The sequence below is a fragment of the Bradyrhizobium sp. CCGUVB14 genome (assembly GCF_024199935.1).
In the GTDB taxonomy this organism is placed as follows: Bacteria; Pseudomonadota; Alphaproteobacteria; order Rhizobiales; family Xanthobacteraceae; genus Bradyrhizobium.
This window is the reverse complement of the sequence record NZ_JANADS010000001.1, coordinates 4,583,781-4,607,036: the sequence shown is the minus strand read 5'-3', so window position 1 is coordinate 4,607,036 and position 23,256 is coordinate 4,583,781. Positions and strand designations below refer to the sequence as shown.

19 protein-coding genes are annotated in these 23,256 nt (G+C 64.2%); 5 read left to right on the top strand and 14 right to left on the bottom strand.

Annotated elements, in window-relative coordinates:
* Positions 1–2: 2 nt before the first annotated feature.
* From NLM32_RS21145 to NLM32_RS21115, 7 genes are all read right to left on the bottom strand, one after another.
* A complete protein-coding gene (locus NLM32_RS21145; protein WP_254130823.1) occupies positions 3–794 on the bottom strand; it encodes a TonB family protein in 792 nt (263 codons plus the stop codon).
* Between the two features lie 10 nt (positions 795–804).
* Complete coding sequence (exbD, locus tag NLM32_RS21140; RefSeq protein WP_254130822.1) at positions 805–1,266, bottom strand: TonB system transport protein ExbD; 462 nt, start codon at positions 1,264–1,266, stop codon at positions 805–807.
* Between the two features lie 3 nt (positions 1,267–1,269).
* Positions 1,270–2,274 carry a tonB-system energizer ExbB gene (gene exbB / locus NLM32_RS21135; RefSeq protein WP_254130821.1) on the bottom strand — a complete coding sequence of 335 codons (1,005 nt, stop codon included), beginning with the start codon at positions 2,272–2,274 and terminating at the stop codon, positions 1,270–1,272.
* Positions 2,271–2,960 carry a Fe2+-dependent dioxygenase gene (locus NLM32_RS21130; protein WP_254130820.1) on the bottom strand — a complete coding sequence of 230 codons (690 nt, stop codon included), beginning with the start codon at positions 2,958–2,960 and terminating at the stop codon, positions 2,271–2,273. Before NLM32_RS21130 ends, exbB begins: the two co-directional genes overlap by 4 nt.
* Positions 2,961–2,980: 20 nt before the next feature.
* The gene (locus NLM32_RS21125) at positions 2,981–5,497 is read right to left on the bottom strand and encodes a TonB-dependent siderophore receptor (protein WP_254130819.1); all 2,517 of its coding nucleotides are present in this window, start codon (positions 5,495–5,497) and stop codon (positions 2,981–2,983) included.
* Positions 5,498–5,800: 303 nt separating this feature from the next.
* Positions 5,801–8,209 (bottom strand): TonB-dependent siderophore receptor, encoded by a 2,409-nt coding sequence (locus NLM32_RS21120; protein ID WP_254130818.1) that lies wholly within the window; start codon positions 8,207–8,209, stop codon positions 5,801–5,803.
* Between the two features lie 233 nt (positions 8,210–8,442).
* Positions 8,443–8,682, bottom strand: coding sequence for a hypothetical protein (locus NLM32_RS21115; RefSeq protein WP_254135380.1), 240 nt, complete (start codon positions 8,680–8,682; stop codon positions 8,443–8,445).
* A 400-nt stretch (positions 8,683–9,082) separates the two neighbouring features.
* Here NLM32_RS21115 and NLM32_RS21110 point away from each other — a divergent pair, with 400 nt between their 5' ends.
* From NLM32_RS21110 to NLM32_RS21095, 4 genes are all read left to right on the top strand, one after another.
* Positions 9,083–10,258: an efflux RND transporter periplasmic adaptor subunit gene (locus NLM32_RS21110; RefSeq protein ID WP_254130817.1), complete on the top strand. Its 1,176-nt coding sequence runs from the start codon at positions 9,083–9,085 to the stop codon at positions 10,256–10,258.
* Positions 10,255–13,392: an efflux RND transporter permease subunit gene (locus NLM32_RS21105; RefSeq protein WP_254130816.1), complete on the top strand. Its 3,138-nt coding sequence runs from the start codon at positions 10,255–10,257 to the stop codon at positions 13,390–13,392. The genes NLM32_RS21110 and NLM32_RS21105 overlap by 4 nt, the downstream gene beginning before the upstream one ends.
* A gap of 64 nt (positions 13,393–13,456) precedes the next feature.
* On the top strand, positions 13,457–14,035 hold the full coding sequence (locus tag NLM32_RS21100; RefSeq protein ID WP_254130815.1) for an invasion associated locus B family protein: 579 nt from the start codon (positions 13,457–13,459) through the stop codon (positions 14,033–14,035).
* Between the two features lie 99 nt (positions 14,036–14,134).
* The gene (locus NLM32_RS21095; protein WP_254130814.1) at positions 14,135–14,440 is read left to right on the top strand and encodes a hypothetical protein; all 306 of its coding nucleotides are present in this window, start codon (positions 14,135–14,137) and stop codon (positions 14,438–14,440) included.
* A 21-nt stretch (positions 14,441–14,461) separates the two neighbouring features.
* Here NLM32_RS21095 and NLM32_RS21090 read toward each other — a convergent pair whose 3' ends face one another.
* Positions 14,462–16,750 (bottom strand): arylsulfatase, encoded by a 2,289-nt coding sequence (locus tag NLM32_RS21090; RefSeq protein ID WP_254130813.1) that lies wholly within the window; start codon positions 16,748–16,750, stop codon positions 14,462–14,464.
* A gap of 89 nt (positions 16,751–16,839) precedes the next feature.
* On the opposite strand from NLM32_RS21090, the gene NLM32_RS21085 reads away from it, so the two are divergent.
* The gene (locus NLM32_RS21085; protein ID WP_254130812.1) at positions 16,840–17,526 is read left to right on the top strand and encodes a TetR/AcrR family transcriptional regulator; all 687 of its coding nucleotides are present in this window, start codon (positions 16,840–16,842) and stop codon (positions 17,524–17,526) included.
* On the opposite strand, the gene NLM32_RS21080 is transcribed toward NLM32_RS21085, so the two are convergent.
* From NLM32_RS21080 to iolE, 6 genes are all read right to left on the bottom strand, one after another.
* Positions 17,508–18,227 (bottom strand): ABC transporter ATP-binding protein, encoded by a 720-nt coding sequence (locus NLM32_RS21080; RefSeq protein ID WP_254130811.1) that lies wholly within the window; start codon positions 18,225–18,227, stop codon positions 17,508–17,510. The genes NLM32_RS21085 and NLM32_RS21080 overlap by 19 nt on opposite strands.
* On the bottom strand, positions 18,224–18,991 hold the full coding sequence (locus NLM32_RS21075; RefSeq protein WP_254130810.1) for an ABC transporter ATP-binding protein: 768 nt from the start codon (positions 18,989–18,991) through the stop codon (positions 18,224–18,226). The genes NLM32_RS21080 and NLM32_RS21075 overlap by 4 nt, the downstream gene beginning before the upstream one ends.
* Positions 18,981–19,952: a branched-chain amino acid ABC transporter permease gene (locus NLM32_RS21070; RefSeq protein ID WP_254130809.1), complete on the bottom strand. Its 972-nt coding sequence runs from the start codon at positions 19,950–19,952 to the stop codon at positions 18,981–18,983. Before NLM32_RS21070 ends, NLM32_RS21075 begins: the two co-directional genes overlap by 11 nt.
* The gene (locus tag NLM32_RS21065) at positions 19,952–20,815 is read right to left on the bottom strand and encodes a branched-chain amino acid ABC transporter permease (protein ID WP_254130808.1); all 864 of its coding nucleotides are present in this window, start codon (positions 20,813–20,815) and stop codon (positions 19,952–19,954) included. Before NLM32_RS21065 ends, NLM32_RS21070 begins: the two co-directional genes overlap by 1 nt.
* Before the next feature lie 67 nt (positions 20,816–20,882).
* Positions 20,883–22,136 (bottom strand): ABC transporter substrate-binding protein, encoded by a 1,254-nt coding sequence (locus tag NLM32_RS21060; protein ID WP_254130807.1) that lies wholly within the window; start codon positions 22,134–22,136, stop codon positions 20,883–20,885.
* A gap of 209 nt (positions 22,137–22,345) precedes the next feature.
* Positions 22,346–23,245 carry a myo-inosose-2 dehydratase gene (gene iolE / locus NLM32_RS21055; protein ID WP_254130806.1) on the bottom strand — a complete coding sequence of 300 codons (900 nt, stop codon included), beginning with the start codon at positions 23,243–23,245 and terminating at the stop codon, positions 22,346–22,348.
* Positions 23,246–23,256: the final 11 nt, after the last annotated feature.

Genomic DNA, 23,256 nt, shown 5'->3' with positions numbered 1-23,256 from the left:
GGTTATTTCGACGGCTTCTTGAAATTCACCGGCAGGCTGAAGGCGAACTGATCGTCCGTCAGGTCGGCCGGCGGGACCGGCACGGGATCCGAGCGGCGCACCATGGAGATGGCCTCGCTGTCGAAGGCGGGATCGCCGGAGGACTCGGCCACGTCGACTGACACGACATTGCCGCGTCGGTTCAGGACCAGGCTGAGCTTGACCGTCGTCGTCTTGCTCTTGTCCTTGGGATAGCGCTTGTGCAGCTCGAAATAGGCGCTGATCCGCTTGCCCCACTCGGCCGTCAGCTTGCGAAGGTCCTTGCCGATGCCCTGGTTGGGGGCAGCCGCCTTCTCGTCCTCGCGCGCGTCTTCGTTTAGCGCCTGCCTCGCCGATTCCTGGGCGTTCGGCATCTCCTCGACGGCCTGGGTTTCGACCTTGGCCACTTTCGTGGTGTCCTCGACCGGCTTCTTGGAGTCGTTCTCGGTGACGAGGCGGTCCGGGTCTTCGGCCTCCTGAGGTATTTCCTTCGGCAGATCGGTCTCGTGAACCTCGGCCTGCTGCTGCATCTGCTGCGGCTGATACTGCGAGGCTTCGCTATCCGGGCCGGGAGGCAGATCCGTCTCGGGCAGCTTCGGCGAGGTCATCTCGACGGCGTATTCCGCGCCGTTGGCGCCGAGGCCATCGTCGCCGTCGTCGGCACGAAGGTTGGCGAGCGCCAGCGCAGCCCCGCCGAGATGCAGGCCAATCGCGGCGATCGCGGCCAGAATCCAGAGCCGCCGGGATGGTTTTGCGTCGATTACAGGGTCGGACATCGCGCTGCCGTTAGGGTTGGACCGCCCCCTGCGCCGGCCCAGCCGCCGCAGGAGGTGCTTCGAGCGCCACCAGCTTGATCCGAGAATAGCCGCCGGACCGCAGGATTTCCATGACGCCCATCAACTCGCCGTAAGGCACGGCCTTGTCGGCGCGCAGGAACACGTATTTGTCCTTGCTCATGTCGGCGATGGCGTCGAGCGAACTGACGAGGTCGGTCCGCTTGACCGCGTTTTCGCCGATCGCGAGCGTCAGATCGGGCTTGATGCTGACATAGGTCGGCTTGTCCGGCTTCTTCTGCGGCGTCGCGCTCGAGGTCGGCAGGTCGATCGGCAGATCGACCGTCGACAAGGGGGCTGCGACCATGAAGATGATCAGCAGCACCAGGATGACGTCGATGAACGGCGTGACGTTGATGTCATGCGTTTCCGAGAAGTCGTCGTCGTCATCGTTGTCGGTGAGCGAGACAGCCATGGCCTACTCCGCCGCGCGCGAATGTGCGCTGCCGTGGCTGCGATCGAGATCGCGCGACAACAGCCGCGCCGCCGCTCCCGAGGCGCGGCTGACGAGCTCGAGATAGCCCTTCGTGACGCGCGAGAAGTGATTGTAGATGATGACGGCCGGGATCGCCGCGACGAGGCCGATGGCGGTCGCGAGCAGTGCCTCGGCGATACCGGGAGCGACGACGGCGAGGTTCGTCGTCTGCGACTTCGAGATGCCGATGAAGCTGTTCATGATGCCCCAGACGGTACCGAACAGGCCGACGAAGGGCGACGTCGAGCCGATGGTGGCGAGGAAGCCCATGCCGATGCGGATGCGGCGCTGTTCAGCACGCACGATCTCGGCGAAGCTCGAGGCCGCGCGCTCCTTGATACCGGTGTCGCTGGAGAGGCCCGCCGACATCCGCGCCTCGCGCAGCGCGGCCGCCAGGAAGGACGGCAGGATACCCTGCTTGGTGCCGAGCGCCATCTGGGCTTCCGCAAGCGAGCGAACCTCGGCGATCTTCTTCAAGGCCGACCGGAGCTTGGCGGACGCGACCGACAGTTCGATCGACTTCGCGATGAAGACGGTCCAGGTCACGAGCGAGGCGAAGGCAAGCCCGATCATCACCGCCTTCACGATGATGTCCGCCGACATGAACATCACCCAGGGCGACAATTCCTTCATGGCCGGCGCGATGCCGGCCTTCGGCGCCGCCTCGGATGCGGGGGCGATGGTAGCCTCGGTCGCGCTGGGCGCGGCGGCCGCGGGCGCAGCCACCGCGGGCGCGGCCGTCGACGGCGCGGGCGCCGCAACATTCGGCTGTGCCGCAACTGCGGGAGCAGCCGGAGCCGGCTGAGCCGCCACGGGTGCCGGCGCCGCAACGGGCCGTGCCGGCGCGGCCGGCTGGGTTTGTGTCTGGGCAGAAACAGGAGCTGCGAGCCAGGTGGCCGTCAGCAGCACGGCTGCAGCGAGGCTTGCTTGGAAAGATGTGATCTTCATACTTCGGCCCAGTAGCGAATGAGGTTGTGATAGATACCCGTCAATTTGACCGTTTCGGGATCGTCACGCCCGAGCCGTGCCACCAGCGCCTGAATGGCGGTGTCGAGATCAAAGATCATGCTGCGAGCTTGATCGTCCCGTATCATGCTCTGGAGCCAGAAGAAAGACGCAACCCGCGCCCCCCTGGTCACCGGCGTGACCAGATGCAGGCTGGTCGAGGGATAGAGCACGCAGTCCCCGGCTGGCAACTTGACTTCGTGCGAGCCGTAGGTGTCCTCGATCACAAGTTCGCCACCGTCGTAATCCTCGGGCTCGCTGAGGAACAGCGTGACCGACAAATCCGTGCGGATGCGAAGGCCGGTCAGCCGGTCGCCGCGGATGGCGTTGTCGACATGCAGGCCGAAATGGTGGCCGCTGTCCGCCGCATAGCGGTTGAACAGCGGCGGGAAGATCTGGAGCGGGATCGCGGCTGCCAGAAATCGCGGGTTCGCCGTCAACGCCGAGATGATGCGATGGCCGAGCTTGCGCGCGACCTCGCTATCCGGCGGCAACTGCTCGTTGCGCTTGACCATTGCTGACTGCGCGCCCGCGGTGGAACGGCCGTCTTCCCATTCACTGGCGTCCATGATGCGGCGGAAATCCGCCACATCTTCCTTGCTCAGGACGCCGTCTATGCATGTCAGCATGGCACCTCGTTATTTCTCCATCAGTAGCGCGCCGAAAGGACCACATAAGCAGCGCGTCCCGGTGCTTCCAGCACGAAGGGCGCGGCGCTCTGGTACAGCGCGTCGTAGTAGCGCTTGTCGAAGATGTTGTTGACGAACAGCTTCACCTGCCAGTGCTTGTCGATCTTCGCTTCGGCGAACATATCGAACCGCCAGTAGCTCGGGATCGATGTGCCCTGGTTGGCCGCGAGGAACGTGCCGCCGTAGATCTTCGAACGGTACACCGCCTGGCCGCCAAGCTCCCAGACGTCGTTGATCTGGTACTTCGAAAGCATGCTGAACGACTGGTGCGCGACATTCGAGAGCGGCAGGCCGACGTTCGTGGTGTACAGGGTCGTGTTCGCCGGCGGGATCAGCGACTTGGTGACCTCCGATTGCATCAACACCAAGCCGCCGAAGACGCTCCATTTGTCGGTGATCTTGCCGCCGACGCCGAGGTCGATGCCGCGAATGCGATAGGCCGCGCCCGCGGTAATGAGGGACACGATGCTCCCCCCGGCCCCAGCTATGTTGCGGGATTCACGCGCGTTGTCCTTCTCCGTCTGGAACAGCGCAGCGGTCAGTAGCAAATGCCGGTTGAACAGCTCCCATTTTGTGCCGAGCTCGATCGCCTTGTTCTTTTCGGGCCCGAATATCTGGTTGGGATTGCCGTTCAGGGATGGAGCCAAGCCACCATACTGAACGCTGGTGCCGTCGAATTCGGCACCGACAGGGTTCGACGAGGTGGCATAAGCGACGTAGACGCTCCCGTTCGGCAGCGGCTTCAACGTGAGGCCGAGGTTGAAATTCGGCATCAAGTATTCTTGCTGCTGCTGGCCAAAGACGTTTGCCACACCCCCAACGGTGCCATATCCGGTCGCCTTGATGTTGTAATCATCATAGCGAAAGCCGCCGTTCAGGATCAGCTGGTCGTTGTAGTTCGCGCTGTCCATCACGTAGACACTCTTGGTGTCGATGGTGACCTTGGTGGGCAGACCCGACAGGCCCCCGGGAATTCCGAACGGAAGATTCGTGAACTGCGGATTGAAGACGCTCACGCCGGACAACGATCCCGACCCGCTGAAACCTCCGGGTAGAGCTTCGGAGCTGAGACCGGTATATTTGTCGATGGATAATCTCTCGTTGTCGTATTCGAAACCGGCCAGAGCCGTGTGCTTGAATCCAGCACCGTCACTAAACTTGTAAGTCGCCTCGGTCTGGTTGGCGATCACGTTCGTGGTCTGGAAACGGCTCTGCGGATTGGCGCTGAGCGTCGAGGCCGACAACGGGGTAGCTAGAACCGGACCTTCCGGAAGCGTGCCAATGTAGTTCTGGGTGGAATAAGAATCCCGAAACTTGTTGGTGAGCAACAGGTCTGGCGTGATCTGCACTTCGGCATTGAGAGTGCCGATGTCCTGACCCGTTCGGAAGAAATCGCGATTGACGAAGCCATACCAGGCGTTTCTGTTCGATCCGAAGTCGGGGAACGGGCCGCCGGCTGTGCTCGCCGTGCTCGGCCGGTAGTACGGCACGCCGAAGTCCGGCAGGCCGGTCAGTTCGGTGTGAATGTAGTTCGCCTGGATTTTGACCGCATCGATCGGCTTCCAGGTCGTGGCGACAAACGCGCCGTCGCGATTGTCCTTGACGTAATCGCGCCCGGCAACGCCCGCGTCCTGAAACATGCCGCCCGCACGCACAGACCAACTCGGATCGATCACCTGATTGACGTCGAGCACCACGCGCTTGGTCTTGTCGGTGCCGAACGTAGTGTCCATGTTGTAGAAGCTCTTCTCGGTCGTCGCCTGCTTGGTGACGATGTTAATCGCACCGCCGGCAACGCCGCGGCCCGCAAAGGTCGAGCCGGGTCCGCGCAGGATCTCGACCTGCTCGGTGAAGAAGTTTTCACGCACGCTGACGCCGGAATCACGCACGCCGTCGATGAAGACGTCGTTGCGAGCATCGAAGCCGCGGATGAAGAAGCGATCGCCGAAGGCGTTGCCGCCCTCGCCCGTGCCCAGGGTCACGCCGGCGGTGCTCAAAATCGCCTGCTTCAGCGTCGTGGCATTCTTGTCCTCGAGCACTTCCTTGCTGAGCACCGTGATCGACTTCGGTGTATCGACCAGCTTCTCGGGAAACTTGCCGCCGGCCTGGACGTGATCGACCTTGTACGGCGCAGCCGGGTCCGCATAGGGATTGCGATCGGGCGCCGGCCCGGCCGCATCAACGACCGGGGCCGTCGCTGCCTGCTGGCGTTGCGCGGCGCGACGCAGCGCATTGCGGGCGCGGACCTGATCGGGTGTCGGCTTTGCAGCGGTGGAGCGCGGACGTTCCTTCGGGGCATCGACGTTGACGGGGGGCAGCGTCGATTGTTGTGCCTGCGCGCCGGTCGAGACGGACGCGGCCGCAATCAGGCTCGCGACGGCAGACACGGTCTTGCCGGTCGCGCCATCGAGATTGCTGCCCAATGATTTCCGAACCGCGACCGAACGCAACGACCTCGGTGTTTTAGTCATGCCCATCACACGCCCCACAGTGCTTCTGCTTCCAATAGTCGCGTTGCGACAACGCGACGCATTGGTGCTACCGAGCGTGTTCAGGGGGGTCAACGCGATCACGGCAACACTGGGCAACAAACCAGCCACTTCATAGCGATTCTAAACTTGCTCACGCACTTCAGTTTGAACCGTTCTAAACTGAAGTTTGTAAGCGTTCTAAACTGGTACCAAGTTGCGGATGGCGCGCATCGTGGTCGATTGCAGGAGCGCAGGGACGCCTGCCGTGGCAGGCATCCCGGTTTTGGAACGGGCGCAATCAGAACGTCATCAGAACTTGGCCGTCGTGACGATGTAGAACGCCCGCCCCGGCGCGACCGCGACGAACGGCACGGCGCTGCGATAGAGTGTGTCGTAGTAGAGCTTGTTGGTGAGGTTCTGGGCGTAGAACTTCATGGTCCAGTTCTTGTCGATCTTCTTCTCGACGAACGCATCGAAGCGCCAGTAGCTCGGCAGCTCGTTGCCGGTGTTGGCCGCGAACGTGCCGCCATAGACCTTGGAGCGATACACCGCCTGCCCGCCGACTTCCCAATCGCCGTCGAACTTGTACTTGGTCAGCATGCTGAACGACTGGTGGGCGACGTTGGCGAGCTGCAGGCCCAGGTTGGAGGCGATGTTGCTCTGCGTGACCTTGGACTGCATCAGCACCAGGCCGCCGAAGATGCTCCAGCGATCGGTGATCTTGCCCTCGGCCTCGATGTCGATGCCCTGGATGCGGTAGGCCGCGCCCGAGGTGAGCAAGCCCGCGGCGTTGTTCTCGCGCGCATTGTCCTTCGTGGTCTGGAACAGCGCCGCAGAGACCAGCAGGTGACGATCGGCGAGCTCCCACTTGGTGCCGACCTCCGCCGCCTTGTTGCGCTCGGGCCCGAGCAGAACGGTCGTGTTGGCGGGAACGCCACCGTAATCGGTGCCGGTCGCGTCGAGCTCCGAGCCGAACGGATTGGCCGAGGTCGCGTAGGCCGCATAGATGCTGCCGATCGACATCGGCTTGTAGACCAGGCCGACGTTATAGTTGACCAGATCGGAGTTCATTTTCAGATAGGCCGCATTGGTCGACGAGCTCATGTTGTAGCCGTCGTAGCGGATGCCACCGTTGACGATGACGGTGTCCTGCCAGTTCGCCGTGTCCATGACGTAGACGCTGCTGGTGTTGACGCCATAGCGCGTTGGATTGCCCGTCAGCGTCGGTGTGCCGAAGCCACCGACGTAAGTGGACTGAGGGTTGTAGAGATTGATCCCCGAGAGAGCCCCGTTGCTCGTGAAGCCGGAGCCGGCCAGCTCCGATGCAAGACCCGAGTAACGATCGATCGAGATGTTCTCGTTGGTGTATTCGACGCCGAACACCGCGGTGTGCTTGATCCCGCCGGTGTCGAGCTTGAACGTGGCCTCGTTCTGGTTGGCCCACACGTCCACCGTCTGGTAGCGGCTCTGCGCACTCGCCGTCGTGGTCCAGAGCAGCGGATTCGGGCTGGTCGTCACCGGGTTCTGCGGCAGCGTGCCGATATAGTTCAGCAGCGAATGCTCGCCGCGCACCTTGCTGGTCAGCGTGATGGCTTCGTTGACCTTGTACTCCGCCGTCCCGGTACCGAAATCCTGTCGCGCGGTCTGGAAGTCGCGGTTGAGGAAGCCGTACCAGGTCCCGCGCGGAATGCCGGCCGACGTCACCGGCACGTTGCCCTGCTTGTAATAGGGCACGCCGAAATCCGGCAGACCGCTGAGATCGGTGTGGACGTAGTTCGTCGTGATCTTGATGTCGTTGGTCGGGGTGTACTTGGTCGACAGGAACGTGCCCCAGCGATCGTCGGTCACGTAGTTGCGGCCGGCGACATTGGCGTCCTGGAACAGGCCGCCGGTGCGCACCGAGAAGGTCGGATCGACGACCTGGTTGACGTCGAGCGTGACCCGCTTGGTCCGGTCGGTGCCGAACTCGGTATCCATCCGCTTGAAATTGACGTCGCCGGCCTGCTTGGTGACGATGTTGATGGCGCCGCCTGCGGTGCCGCGGCCGGCATAGGACGATGCCGGTCCGCGCAGGATCTCGATCTGCTCGGTGAAGAAGTTCTCGCGGATCGACACGGCGGGATCGCGGATGCCGTCGATGAAGACGTCGTTGCGCGCGTCGAAGCCGCGGATGAAGAAGCGGTCGCCGAAGGCGTTGCCGCCCTCGCCCGACCCCAGCGTCACGCCGGCGGTCGAGCGCCCGATTTCCTTCAGCGTCGTCGCATTCTTATCCTCGAGCACTTCCTTGCTCAGCACCGTGATCGTCTTCGGCGTGTTCAGCATCGGCTCGGGAAACTTGCCGGAGGCCTGGACGTGGTCGACCTTGTAGGGCGCAGCCGGATCGGCATAGGGATTGCGATCCACTGCACCGGCCGGAGCCGGTGCCGCGGCGGCGGCCTGCTGCTGCGCCTGCTGGCGCTGCGCGGCGCGGCGAAGCGCGTTGCGCGCACGGACCTGCTCCGGCGTCGGCTTGGAGGCTGCCGGGCGCGAACGCTCGACCGGCGCATCGACATTCACCGGCGGCAGGCTCGACTGCTGCGCTTGTGCGCCGCCCGAGACCGACGCCACTGCAATCAGGCCGGCGACGGCGGACACCGCCTTGCCGGAATTGCCATCGAGTTCAAACGAATTCCTTGCCGCGATCGCACGCAACGATCGCGGAGCCACCGCCAGCCCCATTCCAACGCACCCCAATTTATATTCGTCGATCCGCGACATGCGCGACGAACGATGAGGCGGTGCTATCGATCACGAAAAATCAGGTCAATGCGAGGAGACGCGCGCGACCACTTGAATCGCTCTAGTTCAAATCGATTCTAAAATTTCGAATCCGAAACGATGAAATGTCGCGCGACATATTGAAGCAATCGGAAACGACGGCGCTTGTCTTCGCGCATCATTTTGCGCAGCCGTCAGTCGCTGCTCGGCGGCTTCATCAACGAGAACAATTCGTCGACGGTGCGCTGCGCGGTCGCGCGCACACGATCGGAGTTGTCCATGCCGGCGATGTTGATGCCGTTGACGACGGCTTTGATCTCGTCGCGAAAGTCGGTGAGGAAGCGCAAGGGATCACGCTGCTCGTTGGCGACGCGCGCGATCAACCCCGTGATCAAGATCTGACACGCGATCAGCTTGCCGTTCAGCTCGTCCATCATGTGCTCCCGTTGTGGCGGGCCGATATGAACGACACTGATTTTCCTGACAACCGCAACGGCATGCCGCCGGTTTAGAACCATCCTAACTGCGATCAATCCGAAACATCGACGATGCGGCCAGCCGCGTACAGCGCCACGCGCGCATGGTTGGCCGCTCACGCGGTCCGCGAGCACTGCCCAACTTTTGCACTTTGTCGGTTCGCATCGGGAAAATGCAGCACTGCACACCGCTTCGCCACCCGGTTGCCTACGGGGTGCAAAGCTTTCCAATTGTTTAGGATTCCCAGCCGATAGTGCTGTTTACACTGGAACTTGGCGTGTATTATACAACAGCGCCGGGAACTTGTTGCTGGCGCTGAAGTCGTTCCTTTGGGCATACAAGCCGATACAAATAGATATGAAAAAGTCACGGCCGATCCTGTGGATTGTCATCATCGCAGCTGTGGCCGGTGGCGGCTATTACGGCTGGCAGCGTTTCTCAGGCCCTGAGGCCGGGAAAGCCCAGACCGCGCAGAAGGGCCCGCCGCGGGCACCCGCCGTCCCCGTCAGCGTTGCGCCGGTCCAGAAGGCGGACTTCCCGGTCTACCTGACCGGCCTCGGCACGGTGCAAGGCTTCAACACCGTACAAGTCCGGACCCGGGTGGACGGCCAGATCGACAAGATCGCCTTCACCGAAGGTCAAATGGTCAACCAAGGCGATCTCCTGGTCGAGATCGATCCGCGCCCGTTCCAGGCCGCCCTCGATCAGGCCAAGGCCAAGAAGGCGCAGGACGAGGCCAATCTCGCCAACGCCAATCTCGATCTGCAGCGCTACACCAAGCTCGGTGAATTCGCGACGCGGCAACAGACCGACACGCAACGCTCCACCGTTGCCCAGCTCACCGCCCAGATCGCCGCCGACGAAGCCGCGATCGCCAACGCCCAGACCCAGCTCGACTATACCCAGGTCAAGTCGCCGATCACCGGCGTCGCCGGCCTGCGCCAGGTCGACATCGGCAACATCGTCAACGCTTCTAGCCAGACCGGCGTCGTCACCATCGCGCAGGTCGAGCCGATCACGGTGATCTTCACCGCGCCGGAAGACCAGCTGCCTTATATCAGCGAGGGCCAGAAGTCCGGCGAGCTCAAGGTGATCGCGTTCACCACCGACGGCAAGAAGACGCTGGCCGAGGGCAAGCTCGCCGTCATCAACAACCAGGTTGATACGACCAGCGGGACTATTCGGCTCAAGGCGGTGTTCGCCAACAAGGAACACACGCTGTGGCCGGGGCAATCGGTGTCGACACGCCTGTTGGTGCGGACCCTGAAGGATGCGACCATCGTCCCCGATGACGCGGTCCTGCATTCAACCAACGGCCTCTACGCCTATACCGTCGGCCAGGACAACAAGGCCGAGGCACGCAAGATCAAGGTGAATTACTCCATCGACGGACGTTCGGTCGTCGAGGAAGGTTTGAGCCCCGGTCAGCAAGTCATCACCGGCGGTCAGTATAAGGTGCAGCCCGGCAGCCTCGTTTCGACGGCCGTGGCGAGTTCGGATCCGGTTCAGAAAAGCAAGGTTCAGCAGGAATGACCGAAGGCGGGATTTCGGCACCTTTCATCCGTTATCCCATCGGCACATCGTTGCTGATGGCCGGCATTCTTTTTGTCGGTCTCGTCGCCTATCCGCTGCTGCCGGTCGCACCGCTGCCGCAGGTGGACTTCCCGACCATCCAGATCACGGCCAATCTGCCGGGCGGCAGCCCGGAGACGATGGCCTCGTCGGTCGCGCAGCCGCTGGAGCGCCAGTTCGCCCAGATTCCCGGCATCGCGCAGATGACCTCGACGAGCTATCTGGGCACGGCGTCGATCACCATCCAGTTCGACCTCAACCGCAGCATCGACGGCGCCGCCAACGACGTGCAGGGCGCCATCAACGCCGCCAGCGGCCAGTTGCCGAAGAACCTGCCCTCGCCGCCGACCTACCGCAAGGTGAACCCGGCGGACTCGCCGATCCTGCTGCTGTCGGCGACGTCGGACACGCTGCCGCTGACCACCGTCAGCGATTCGATTGACGCCCAGCTCGCCCAGCAGATCAGCCAGATCTCCGGCGTGGCGCAGGTGTTCATCGGCGGCCAGCAGAAGCCCTCGGTTCGCGTCCAGATCGATCCGGCGAAACTCGTGGCCAAGGGCCTGTCGCTCGAGGATGTGCGCAGCGCGATCGGCATCACCACCGTCGACAGCCCCAAGGGCAATATCGACGGTGAGAAGCGCGCCTACACGATCTACGCCAACGACCAATTGTTGCAGTCCAAGGACTGGAACGACGTCATTATCGCCTACCGCAACGGCGGTCCCCTGCGGATCAAGGACATCGGTCAGGCGGTGACCGGTCCTGAAGACGCCAAGCAGGCGGCCTGGGCCAACGGCAAACGCGGCGTGTTCCTGGTCGTGTTCAAGCAGCCGGGCGCCAACGTCATCGAGACCGTCGACCGGATCAAGGCGACCCTGCCCCGCCTCGTCGCGGCGATCCCGCCCGCGGTCAAGATCGAGGTCATCAGTGACCGCACCACCACCATCCGCGCCGCGGTCGAGGACGTGCAGTTCACGCTGCTCCTGACCATTGCGCTGGTGGTCATGGTCATCTTCGTCTTCCTGCGCAGCTTCTGGGCCACGGTGATTCCGACCATCACGGTTCCACTGGCGCTGTTAGGCGCCTGCGCGCTGATGTGGGTGTTCGGCTATTCGCTCGACAATCTGTCGCTGATGGCCCTCACCATCGCGGTCGGCTTCGTCGTCGACGACGCCATCGTGATGCTCGAGAACATCACGCGCTACATCGAGGAAGGCGAGAAGCCGCTCGCCGCCGCCTTCAGGGGTTCCAAGGAAATCGGCTTCACCATCGTGTCGATCTCGATCTCGCTGGTCGCGGTGCTGATCCCGCTGCTGCTGATGGGCGGCATCATCGGCCGCCTGTTCCGCGAGTTCGCGGTCGTGCTGGCGATGACGATCTTCGTCTCGATGTTCGTGTCGCTGACCCTGACCCCGATGATGGCCTCGCGCTTCCTGCGTTCCCACAGCGAGGTCACCCACGGCAAGTTCTACCAGTGGAGCGAGAACGCGTTCGACGCTCTGCTGCGCGGGTATGAATACGTGCTCGACCACGCCATGGCCTGGCGGCGCACCACGCTCGTCATCTTCTTCGCCACGCTCGGTCTGTCGGTCTATCTCTTCATCCTGATCCCGAAGGGCTTCTTCCCGCAACAGGACGTCGGCCTGATCACCGCGACCTCGGAAGCCTCCCAGGACATCTCCTTCGCCGAGATGCAGCGCCGTCAGGTCGAGCTCGGCAAGATCGTGATGGAGGATCACGATATCGCATCGGTGGCAATGAACATCGGCGGCAGCGGCCGCGCCGGCAATAACGGCAACATGTTCATCACGCTGAAGCCGCGCAACGAGCGCGACGCATCTGCGCAACAGATCATCGCGCGGCTGCGTCCCAAGCTCGAGAAGGTGTCCGGCGCCCGCCTTTATATGCAGGCGGCCCAGGACGTCCGCCTCGGTGGCCGCCCGACCCGTACGCAGTTCGAGTTCACCCTGCAGGACGCCGATCTCGGCGAGCTCAATTCGTGGGCGCCGAAGATTCTCGCCAAGATGCAGACGCTGCCGGAGCTGCGCGACGTCGCGACCGACCAGCAGACCCAGGGCACCACGGTCCAGCTCAAGATCAACCGCGACACCGCCTCGCGCTACGGCATCCAGCCGCAGCTGATCGACGACACGCTGTATGATGCGTTCGGCCAGCGTCAGGTCGCGCAGTACTTCACGCAGCTCAACAGCTATCACGTGATCCTGGAAATCCTGCCGGAGATGCAGGGCAATCTGGATTCGCTGAACAAGCTCTATCTGAAATCGCCGCTGACCGGCGACCAGGTGCCGCTGTCGACCTTTGCGACCTGGACCACCGATCCGGTCCGGTCGCTCTCGATCAGCCATCAGGGCCAGTTCCCGGCGATCACGATCAGCTTCAACCTCGCGCAGGGCGTTGCGCTCGGCCAGGCCACCGAAGCCGTCCAGAAGGCGATGGCCGACATGGGCGCGCCGGCAACGCTGAATTCGAGCTTCCAGGGCACGGCGCAGGCGTTCCAGCAATCGCTCGGCACCGTTCCGCTCCTGATCCTCGCGGCGCTGGTCGTGGTCTATCTGATCCTCGGCATCCTCTACGAGAGCTACATCCACCCGATCACGATTCTGTCGACCCTGCCCTCGGCCGGCGTCGGTGCGCTCGCGATCCTGATGGCGGCGGGCTTCGAGTTCAGCCTCATTGCCTTGATCGGCGTCATCCTGCTGATCGGCATCGTGAAGAAGAACGGCATCATGATGGTCGATTTCGCCATCGCCGCCGAACGCGACGGCAAGACGCCGGAGCAATCGATCCGCCAGGCCGCGCTGCTGCGCTTCCGCCCGATCATGATGACCACGATGGCCGCACTTCTCGGCGGCGTGCCGCTGATGCTCGGCCACGGCACCGGCGCCGAGATCCGCCAGCCGCTCGGCTACGCCATGGTCGGCGGCCTCATCGTCAGCCAGGCGCTGACGCTGTTCACCACGCCGGTCGTCTACCTCTATCTCGACAAGTTCTCGAACCTGTTCAAGAGCCACTCGGCCGAGGACGACGGGCACGAGGCGACCGGGCACGGCACCGTCAAGGAAGCCGCCGAGTAAGCTTGCGCCGCGGCTTCCGCGACGCTACAGCGAGGCCCTCGGTTCACGCCAACGCGGTCTCGCCATGCCCATGCAATCCAGACTTGTCGCTCTCGCCGCCGCTGCCCTGTTGTCCACGGGTGCCGCGTATGCCCAGCAGGGCGCCAAGAAGAACGCAGCGTCCCCAACCCCGGCCGCGCAGGCGGCGCCCTCGCCCGCACCGACCCAGCCGCAGGCCGCTGAAGGCGCTCCGGCGCAGCCCGGCTGGATCGCACGCTGCACCAGCGCGAGCCGCGACGCGCCGCTCGAATGCGCGATCGAGCAGAACGCGGTCCTGACCAAGACCGGCCAGACCATCGTCCTGATCAACATCCGCATCGCGCCCGATACCCGCACGCCGGTCGCCCTGCTCCAGCTGCCGCTCGGCCTCAACCTGCCGGTCGGCGCCAAGCTCCAGGTCGACGAGGGCAAGACGGTCGATCTCCAGATCCAGACCTGCGAGAACCGCGGCTGCTACGCCTCGACGCCGATCGCGCCCGACCTGCTTGCGAGCCTGAAGTCGGGCAAGCAATTGAAGGTCTCCTTCCAGAACATGGCGAAGGAAACGATCGCGATCCCGATGCCGCTGAACGACTTCGCGGCCGCTTACGACAAGATCAAGTAGGTCCGCAGACGTCGGCGGCTGCACCGGGCGGCTTCCCGAGCCGCCTGTGCTGGATTACGCTGGTGCCGCAGCCGGGTGTTCCGGCAACGGCGGCGGAGCATGACGCGAAGAAAGTCGGACCTCGATCGGCTTGCTGTCTTGATCGCCATCATTGGGGTGATCGGCGCCGCCACACGCGCACAGGCCCAATTGCAGTCGCCCCCGACGCCAACGGCCGAGCCGACCGTCCATGATGCGAGGGTGCGGCCACGCAACGACCAGACCGACGGCAATTTCTCGCAGACGCCCAATGCCGGCAAATCGTCGTCCACCTCCGATGTGAAGCGCATTCGCACGACGCGCGAACGCAACACGGACGCCCCTTTCGCGATTGGACCGCTGCAGCCGCCCCCAGCCAAGCCGTAGCGACCCGTCTGCGGCTCGCGCTTACTGCCGCGCCATCTGCGCATTGCCGACGGCCTCGCCGTCGAGCGTCTGGTCGTTGTGCATGGTGACGGTGACGCGCAGCAGTTTTCCCTCAAACTCGAACGGCGCCTCGTAGTGCGACACCGGGCTGCCGCGGTCGCGGCCGATGTCGAGGCCCGACCACGAGATCAGCGTATGGAAGCCGAGCTGGGTCTGCAGCGAGCCGGCCTTCTCGCCGTCGATCAACAACGTGTAGTCGGTGACACCGGTGCGCGAGCCCTTGGCGGGCGGCTCCGTGCGGACGAGACGCTCGACATGAACGCCCAGCCGACGCGCACCGGAGGGCACCTGGCGGTCGGAGCGCACGATCTGATGGCTGCCGCCGATGTTGAGGTCGTGCACGAGATGGCCGTCCTTGACATAAAGGCTGTAGCCCGATGTCGCATCGCCATGCGAGATCAGCACGCCATCGGCGCCCGCGTCGCCGATCTCGACATGCGCCTCGATCATGTAGCTGCGGCTGCGCACATCGGGCGCGACGTCGGTCGGCACGTGGCCCATGCCGTGATGGAAGACGAAGTGGTGGCGCGCGCCGTGGAAGCGCGCGGCGTTCTCGGCAAAGCGCGGCCCGAAACGGTCGTCGAGCGGCAGCACGTTATGCTTCTCGGCCTCGCCCCACCATATCGCGATCATCTGCGCCAGCCGCTCAGGCTCTTTCGTCGCAAGATCGTCGGTCTCGGAGAAATCGCGGTCGAGATGGAACAGCTCCCATTTGTCTTTCTCGAACGGCGTGCCGGGCGGATGGTAGGCGACCGCCTTCCAGCCGCCTTGCCAGAGCCCGCGATGACCGAACATCTCGAAATATTGCGGCGAGCGTTTTGAAGGCGCGGACGCATCCGTGATCGAGCGCGCAAAGCTCTCGCCTTCGAGCGGCATCTGCGGGCAGCCGGCGATCTCGGATGGCGCGCCGATCCCGATCAACTCGAGCAGCGTCGGCGTCAGGTCGCAGGCGTGCACGAACTGGTGCCGCAGCTCGCCTTTGGCTGCAATCCGTTTCGGCCAGTTGATGACGAAGGGATCGCGGATGCCGCCACCATGGGTGTTCTGCTTGTAGCGGCGCAGCGGCGTGTTGGAGGCCATGGCCCAGCCATGGGGGAAATTGCTGTGGGTGTCGGGTCCGCCGATCTCGTCGATGCGGGCGAGCTTCTCGGGAATCGGCTCCGGCTTGAAATTGAACGGTCCCATCGCGTTGACGAAACCGAGCGGGCCGCCCTCCTGGCTCGCGCCGTTGTCGGACATCACGATGATGATCGTGTTGTCGCGAATGTCAGCCGTCTCCAGGAATGAAACAAGGCGCGCGAGATGTCGGTCGGAATGGTCAAGCATGCCGGCGAAGGCCGCCTGTAGCCGCGTGAACACACGACGCTCGTCGATGGAGTGATCCTCCCAGGCCTTCACGCCGTCATTGCGATCAGGCATCCGCGTCTCCTGCGGCACCAGTCCCATCGCCTTCTGGCGCGCCAGCCGCCGCTCGCGCTCGACATCCCAGCCGTGCACGAATTCGGGATCGTAGCTGCGGATGATGTCGGCCGGCGCCTGGTGCGGCGCATGGCAGGCGCCGAGTGCGACCCAGGTCAGCCAGGGGATATCGGGCCGGTCGGCATGGTGATCGCCGATGAAGCGGATCGCCTGGTCGATCAGGTCTTCGGTCAGATGATAGCCGTCGGCGTAGGTGCCGGGAGGATCGATGTGCGTGTTGTCGGAGACGAGCTCGGGCGCATATTGGTCGGTCTCGGCGTCGAGGAAGCCGTAGAAGCGGTCGAAGCCGCGCCCGAGCGGCCAGCCGTCGAATGGGCCGGTCGCCCCGCTTTCTGTCAGCGGCGTGACGTGCCATTTGCCGACCATGTAGTTGCGATAGCCGTGCACGCGCAGCATTTCGGCCAGCGTCCCCGCCTCGCGCGCGATCTTGCCGCGATAGCCGGGATAACCGGAGTCGAAATTGGCGAGGCACCCGACGCCGACCGAATGATGGTTGCGCCCGGTGAGCAGCGCGGCGCGCGTCGTCGAGCACATTGCAGTGGTGTGGAAACCCGAGTAGCGCAGCCCCTCCGCAGCGAGCCGATCGATGGTCGGCGTCTTGATGCTCGAGCCGTAGCAGCCGAAGTCAGAGAAGCCGACATCGTCGAACAGCACGACGAGAATGTTCGGCGCGCCCGCGGGCGGCTTCACGGCCTCCGGCCACCAGGGTTTCGACTCCGCAACCGTCTTGCCGACGGTGCCGCGAAACGGCGTGCCGCTGCCTGCGCTCATCTGTTGCTCCCTCTCCCGGCCGTCGCGGTTGACCCGCGGCTCGTCTCAATCTAAATTATAATCCGAATTATGATTATGATCTGGGGCGGATGCAAGCACGAACGCGACCATTTTCCGAGGCGCCTGGCTCCCGCGATTTCGACCTGCCGGGCGTCGCCCCGTCACGCCAGAGACGCAGCCGCGAGACGACGCTCGCGCTGCTGCGGGCCGGCGCCGATATGCTGCGGACGCGAAGCCTGGCCGAGCTCTCGATCGAGGCGCTCTGCACTGAAGTCGACGCCACGGTCGGCGCCTTCTACAGCCGCTTCGAGAGCAAGGAGGCCTATTTCAACGCGCTGATGGCGCTGGCCGCACGCGACGGCGAGCAGCGGCTCGGCGAAATCAGGCGGCCGTCGCCCGAGACCAATCTCGACAAGCTCTGCCATATCGTCGTCAGCGGCATCATCGCCTGGATGCGCCACCACGAGGGCGTGCTGCGTGCAGCGCTGCAGCATGACGACACCCGTCCGGACAAATGGACGCCATTCAAGGCACTGGCCAAGGCCACCACCGCGCGTGCCACCCCTCTCCTGCTGCCGGCCATGGGCAAGGGCCGCGCGGCCGCCAAGACCCGCGCCATCGCGTTCGGCTTCCAGGTGGTGCTGGGCACGCTGGTGAACGCGATCCTCAACGATCCCGGACCGCTGTCGCTTCGGTCGAAAGAGATCGAGACGCGGCTTGCAGGCTGCCTGTTGCTGCTGCTGCAGGCAGAGATCGATCAGTCCACGCCCAAATAGGCCTTCTGCACCTGCGGGTCCTCGGCCAATGCCGCGGCGGTACCGGACAGCACGCTCTTGCCAACCTGGAGGACGGTGGCGAAGTCCGAGACTTCCAGTGCGAGCTCGATCGATTGCTCGGCGAGCAGGATGGTCAGGCCTTCGCGATGCAGACGACCAAACGTTTCGTACATAGACTCGACCACCGCCGGTGCAAGGCCAAGCGATGGCTCGTCCAGCATCAACAGCTTCGGGTCGCTCATCAGCGCCCGGCCGACCGCGAGCATCTGCCGCTCGCCGCCGGACATGGTGCCGGCGCGCTGGTTGCGGCGTTCCTTCAGCCGCGGAAATATCTCGTAGACGCGTTCGAGCAGTTCGGCCTGGCGCGATCTGTCGTGCAGCGGCGTCGCGCCGAGCATGAGGTTGTTCTCGACGCTCTGCTGCACGAACAGCCGCCAGCCCTCCGGCGACAGCGCCAGCCCCTTGCGCACGATCGCAAAGGCCCTCTGGCCGGCGATCTCCTCGCCGCGAAAGCTGATCGTGCCGGAATGCACGGGGATAAGGCCGGCGATCGCGTTCAGCGTCGTGGTCTTGCCGCCGCCATTGGAGCCGAGCAGCGCGACGACGCTGCCCTCAGGCACCTCCAGTGACACGTCGGAGACGCCGATGAGGTCGCCATAGCGCACCTCGAGGTGCTCGATCCTGAGCAACGGTCCGCTCATAGGTCCGGCCCGCCCATCAGCTCGACCGGCGTATGGCCGGCGGCCGCCTTCGCCGCACGTTTGCCGAGATAGGCCTCGATCACGGCCGGGTTCGAGGTAACCTCGCGCGGCGAGCCACGGGCAATCTCCTTGCCCTGGTGAAACACCATCACCCGGCTCGCGAGCGACATGATCACCTCCATGATGTGCTCGACGATGACGAGCGTGATGCCGGAGCGATGGATGTCGCGGACGAGATCGATCGCAAGCTTCACCTCATGCGCGTTGAGGCCGGCCATGGCCTCATCGAGCAGCAACACCTTTGGCTCGGTCGCAAGAGCGCGGGCGATCTCCAGCCGCTTGCGGCCCGGCGTGCCGAGCGAGCGCGCCGGTGCATCCGCAAGCCGGCTCATGCCCACCCGTTCCAGCACGGCACGCGCCTTGGTCTCGGCTTCCTTGCGCTGCGCGGTGCGCAGGAATGCACCGATCATGACGTTTTCCAGCACCGTCATGCCCTCGAACGTCTGCGGCACCTGGAAGGTGCGGGCGAGCCCGAGGCCGGCGCGCAGTTCCGGCGTGACATCGGTGATGTCGCGTCCTTCGAACAACACGCGGCCGGAGGTGGTCTTGAGATCGCCGGTCAGGCAATTGAAGAAGGTCGACTTACCCGCGCCGTTCGGGCCGATCAGGCCGAGAATGTCGCCCTGCTCCAGCGTCACGGAGGCATCGTCCACCGCCTTGAAGCTGCCGAACGCCTTGGTGATTCCGCGTGCTTCAAGGAGCATGGCTGGCTCCCGTGTCGGATGTTGACTTCCTGCGCCGCGTGAACAGGCTGAGCAATCCACCGGGCTGGAAGCGTGCGATCAGCACGATGATCGCGCCATAGACCACGAAGGTGAGGCCCGCCCCCTTGCCGCCGAGCCAGCTGTTGGAGATCTCTTCCAGCGGCACCAGGATCGCCGCGCCCACCAATGGCCCGAACAGCAGCCCTGCCCCGCCAAGTGCTGCCATGATCAGGATCTTCACCGAGATCAGGATGCCGAGGCCTGACTCGGGATCGACAAAGCCGAACATCATCGCATAGAGCGCGCCGGCGACGCTGGTGAATGCCGCGCTCATCATATAGGCGTAAAGCTTGGTGCGGCTGGCGGGTGCACCGAGCGAGCGCGCGGCACGTTCGGAATCCTTGATTGCGCGTAGATAAAATCCCATCCGGCTGTTGGTCATCCACCAGGTGATGAACAGCGTGATCGCGAGGATGACGAGGAAGAGATAGTAATATGGCAGAGACGACAGGAACGAGAGATCGAAGATGTTGCGCGGCACGGTCGGGCCCGAGAGGCCGACCGCCGCTCCCAGCCAATCGGTGTTGGTGACGATCAATCGCACGGTCTCGGCGACGGCGATCGTCGCCATGCTGAAGTAATGGCCCGACAGCCGCAGCGTCGGCACGCCGATGATCGCGGCAAGCGCGACCGCGATGACAATGCCGCCCGGAATTCCGAGCAACGGCGACAATCCGAACTTGGCGTAGGACCCCATCGCGGCATAGGCCCCGCAGCCGAAGAACACGACATGCCCGACCGAGACCTGGCCGGCATAGCCGCCGACGATGTTCCAGGCCGACGCAGCGATCGCGTAGAGCAGCACCAGCGCGCCAAGGCGCTGCTGGAACGGCGAAGACAACAGCAGTGGATAGGCGATCGCAACCGCGACGACGATCGAGAGCCAGATCAGGCGCCGCATCACATCTTCCCCATCAGGCCCTGCGGCCGGAACCAGAGGAAGAACAGGAACAGGACATAGACGACGATGTCCTTGTACACCGCACCGATCAGATAGCCGGACAGTGACTCGATCACGCCGATCAACAGGCCCGCAACCAGCGCGCCGGGCACGCTGCCGAAACCGCCAAGCGAGACCGTGACGAAGGCGACGATGCCGAGCGTCTCGCCGACGGTCGGCACGATGTAGAAGAAGTTCGCGATCAGCGCGCCGGCAAGGCCGGTGGCACCGGCCGCGATCGCCCAGGCGATCGCCTGCATGGTGTCGGGCCTGATCCCCATCAGCTGCGCCGCGGTCTGGTCCTCCGCCACCGCCAGCATTTTCGAGCCGAGCGAGGTGCGCGTCAGCAACAGATGCAGGCCGAGCGTCACCAGCAGCGCGACCACACCGGCCAGCAGCCGCGAGGCCTCGATGCGCAAGCCCGCAAACGCATAGGTGCCGCCGACGATGTTCGGCGGCATCGACAGGAAGTTGGCGCCGAACCACCAGAACACGGAATAGCGCAGCAGCAGCGCGAGGCCGAAGGTGCCGAGGATCTGCGCCAGCATCGGCCCCTTCATGATGTCGCGGATCAGCGCGAAGTAGACGACGACGCCGACGGTTGCGAGCACCAGCGTTGCGAGCGGCGCCCCCAGGATCGGCCCGCCTCCCATCAGGGTGTAGACGACATAGGCGACATACATGCCGAGCATGACGAAATCGCCATGCGCGAAATTGACGATGTTCATCATGCCCCACACCAGCGTGAGGCCCGAGGAAAACAGGGCGTAGACGGCGCCAAGCAGAAGCCCGCCGACAATCACCTGCACGAGGACAAAGGACATGAGCCGCGTTGCTCTGATCAAATCAGTTTGGGAAAGGCGGGACGCGCGGCCCCGCCTTCAACAATTTTCACCAGCCCTTGTAGGGCAGCACGGGCGGCTTCTCGGCGTTGGTCTTCGGCCACACCGAGACGTAGTTCTCACCGTCCTGAAGCTGGATGATCGCGCCGGACGCCAGGATGTTCTGGCCCTTGTCGTCGAACTTCACGCCCTTGTAGCCGATCATGAGCTGGTCGGCCTTCAGCTCCGTCGCCTTCAACGCGGCCTGCACCTTGGCCGGATCGGTCGCGCGGGCGCGATCGATGGCGTCGGCGAGCACGAAGAAGCCCTGCATCTGGCGAGCGACCGTGTCGTCCATCTCCTCGCCGCTCTTCTTCTTGTACATGTCGGCGATGACGGCCGACGCCGAGCCCGGCGGCCCGACGACCCAGGACGAGCGGTTGAAGACGCCCTGCGAGATCTTGCCCACCGCCTTGATGAAGGACGGGTCGGAATAGCCGGCGTCGTCGGCGAGCAGGATCGCCGGCTTGTAGTCGAGCGACTGCATGGTCTTGGCGAACAGGATCGCATCCGACGTGTAGCTGATCATGATGATCACGTCGGGCTTCTTGTCCTTGAGCTGGAGCACCTGGCCCTGCACGTCGGTGGCATTGACGGGATAGGCGACGTCGAGCGCGACCGGCTGCCCTTTCTCCTTGAAGGCGGCGCTGATCGTATTGGCGACCGAGGTGCCGTATTCGGTGTTGTCGTGGACCAGCGCGATCGCGTCGGTCTTGGCGCCGGTGGCCTTCATGTCGGCAAGGAAATCAACGTAGATCTTGGCGAAATCCGTCGCGATCGGCGTGGTCCGGAAGAACCATTTGAAGCCCCGCTCGGTGAGATTGGCGGCTACCGATTCCGAATTGAGGAAGGGAATGCCGTATTTCTCGGCGATGGCGCTCGATGTCAGCGTCACGCCGGACTGATACGAGCCGAACACGGCCGCGACCTTGTCTTCCGTGATCAGGCGCAGCGCCTGGTTCTGTCCCGTCGCCGGGTTGCCCTGGTTGTCGGCGAAGACCGCCTCGATCTTGGCGCCGCCGAGGCCGGCAAGGCCGGCGTTCTTGGCCAGCGGCAGATTGCCGAGCTCGGGATGTGCGTTATTGATGATGTCCATGGCGACTTCGATGGCCGCCTTGGCATGCGCGCCGATCGAGGCGGTGCCGCCGGACATCGGCATGATGACGCCGATCTTGACCACCTTGTCCTCGGCGCGCACGCCGGCCGCGAGCACAAGGGACATCGCGGCCGCGCAAAGCAGCCCCGTGACGTGCTTCAATGTCATGAAATCAGACCTCCCAAAGGGTTTCCCCAACCAAGGTTTTTTGGAAGCTGTGGCGGGCGCCCGCTTCCGTTTGATTATTCCTGGCGGCGAGAGGATGGCATGCCAGCGGAGTACCGGCAAGGTGAAACGGATTGCGACGATGTTGCACAAGGAAGCACCGATGGCGCGGGTCCGGGAGGCGCGCGCAACCGCTGCGGCGCGCTTGCTGCCTAGGTGAGCCCGGCCTCCTTCAAGCTCGTCTTCAGATGGGCGATCCCCTTCCTGGCATAGGTCAGCGGGTGCGCCTTCCGCGGATCCTGCTCCGCCTCAACGACAACCCAACCGGAATAGCCCGGCAGCTCGCGGAACACGGAGGGGTAATCGACCATGCCGTCGCCGGGGACTGTGTAGACGCCGAGCTCGCTGCCCTGCCCCAGCACCGCATCGAGAAAACTCCAATCCTCGCGGCGCGCCTGCTCCATCACCGCCCGGCGCACGTCCTTGGCGTGGACATGGCTGATCCGGGTGCGATAACGCCGGGCCAGCGCGGCCGGGTCGGCGCCGCCCCACGTGGCGTGACCGGTGTCGAGCAGGAGATGAGCAGCATCACCAGTCGCCGCCATGAAGGCATCGATATCATCGGCGCTTTCCACGATGGTGCCGATGTGATGGTGGTAGACCAGCCTGACGCCCTCGGCGAGCGTACGCTCCGCGACATCCGTCATGCGGCGGCCGAACTCCGCCCAGTCGCCCGCCTTCATGACCGGACGCTGCGATAGCGGCTTGCTGCGATCACCATGGATCGCATTCGAGGTCTCGGCGAAGACCAACACGGTCGATCCCATCGCCTTCAGCAGATCGAGATGCGGACGCAGGTGCCGCATCTCCTCATCGGCATCGCGCCGCAGAAGTTCGGCCGAATACCAGCCGGAGATGCAGGCCATGCCGAACGGCGCGAGCGCAGCCTTCAGCGCCTGCGGCTCGCGCGGAAATTTGTGGCCCAGCTCCATGCCCTCGAAGCCCGCCTCACGCGCTTCGGCGAGGCAGGTCTCGAGCGACGTCTCGCCGCCTATCTCCTGCAGATCGTCGTTCGACCAGCCGATGGGGTTGGCGCCGATACGGATAGGCATGTCGTCCTCGC

Excerpts from the sequence above, each read along its gene's own strand:
- NLM32_RS21110 (WP_254130817.1), top strand. The coding sequence starts at position 9,083 with ATGAAAAAGTCACGGCCGATCCTGTGGATTGTCATCATCGCAGCTGTG.
- NLM32_RS21090 (WP_254130813.1), bottom strand. The coding sequence starts at position 16,750 with ATGAGCGCAGGCAGCGGCACGCCGTTTCGCGGCACCGTCGGCAAGACG.
- NLM32_RS21065 (WP_254130808.1), bottom strand. The coding sequence starts at position 20,815 with ATGTCCTTTGTCCTCGTGCAGGTGATTGTCGGCGGGCTTCTGCTTGGC.
- NLM32_RS21120 (WP_254130818.1), bottom strand. The coding sequence starts at position 8,209 with ATGGGGCTGGCGGTGGCTCCGCGATCGTTGCGTGCGATCGCGGCAAGG.
- NLM32_RS21075 (WP_254130810.1), bottom strand. The coding sequence starts at position 18,991 with ATGCTCCTTGAAGCACGCGGAATCACCAAGGCGTTCGGCAGCTTCAAG.
- NLM32_RS21145 (WP_254130823.1), bottom strand. The coding sequence starts at position 794 with ATGTCCGACCCTGTAATCGACGCAAAACCATCCCGGCGGCTCTGGATT.
- NLM32_RS21060 (WP_254130807.1), bottom strand. The coding sequence starts at position 22,136 with ATGACATTGAAGCACGTCACGGGGCTGCTTTGCGCGGCCGCGATGTCC.
- NLM32_RS21095 (WP_254130814.1), top strand. The coding sequence starts at position 14,135 with ATGACGCGAAGAAAGTCGGACCTCGATCGGCTTGCTGTCTTGATCGCC.
- NLM32_RS21080 (WP_254130811.1), bottom strand. The coding sequence starts at position 18,227 with ATGAGCGGACCGTTGCTCAGGATCGAGCACCTCGAGGTGCGCTATGGC.
- NLM32_RS21070 (WP_254130809.1), bottom strand. The coding sequence starts at position 19,952 with ATGCGGCGCCTGATCTGGCTCTCGATCGTCGTCGCGGTTGCGATCGCC.
- NLM32_RS21115 (WP_254135380.1), bottom strand. The coding sequence starts at position 8,682 with ATGGACGAGCTGAACGGCAAGCTGATCGCGTGTCAGATCTTGATCACG.
- NLM32_RS21130 (WP_254130820.1), bottom strand. The coding sequence starts at position 2,960 with ATGCTGACATGCATAGACGGCGTCCTGAGCAAGGAAGATGTGGCGGAT.
- NLM32_RS21100 (WP_254130815.1), top strand. The coding sequence starts at position 13,457 with ATGCCCATGCAATCCAGACTTGTCGCTCTCGCCGCCGCTGCCCTGTTG.
- NLM32_RS21085 (WP_254130812.1), top strand. The coding sequence starts at position 16,840 with ATGCAAGCACGAACGCGACCATTTTCCGAGGCGCCTGGCTCCCGCGAT.
- exbD (WP_254130822.1), bottom strand. The coding sequence starts at position 1,266 with ATGGCTGTCTCGCTCACCGACAACGATGACGACGACGACTTCTCGGAA.
- NLM32_RS21105 (WP_254130816.1), top strand. The coding sequence starts at position 10,255 with ATGACCGAAGGCGGGATTTCGGCACCTTTCATCCGTTATCCCATCGGC.
- exbB (WP_254130821.1), bottom strand. The coding sequence starts at position 2,274 with ATGAAGATCACATCTTTCCAAGCAAGCCTCGCTGCAGCCGTGCTGCTG.
- iolE (WP_254130806.1), bottom strand. The coding sequence starts at position 23,245 with ATGCCTATCCGTATCGGCGCCAACCCCATCGGCTGGTCGAACGACGAT.
- NLM32_RS21125 (WP_254130819.1), bottom strand. The coding sequence starts at position 5,497 with ATGGGCATGACTAAAACACCGAGGTCGTTGCGTTCGGTCGCGGTTCGG.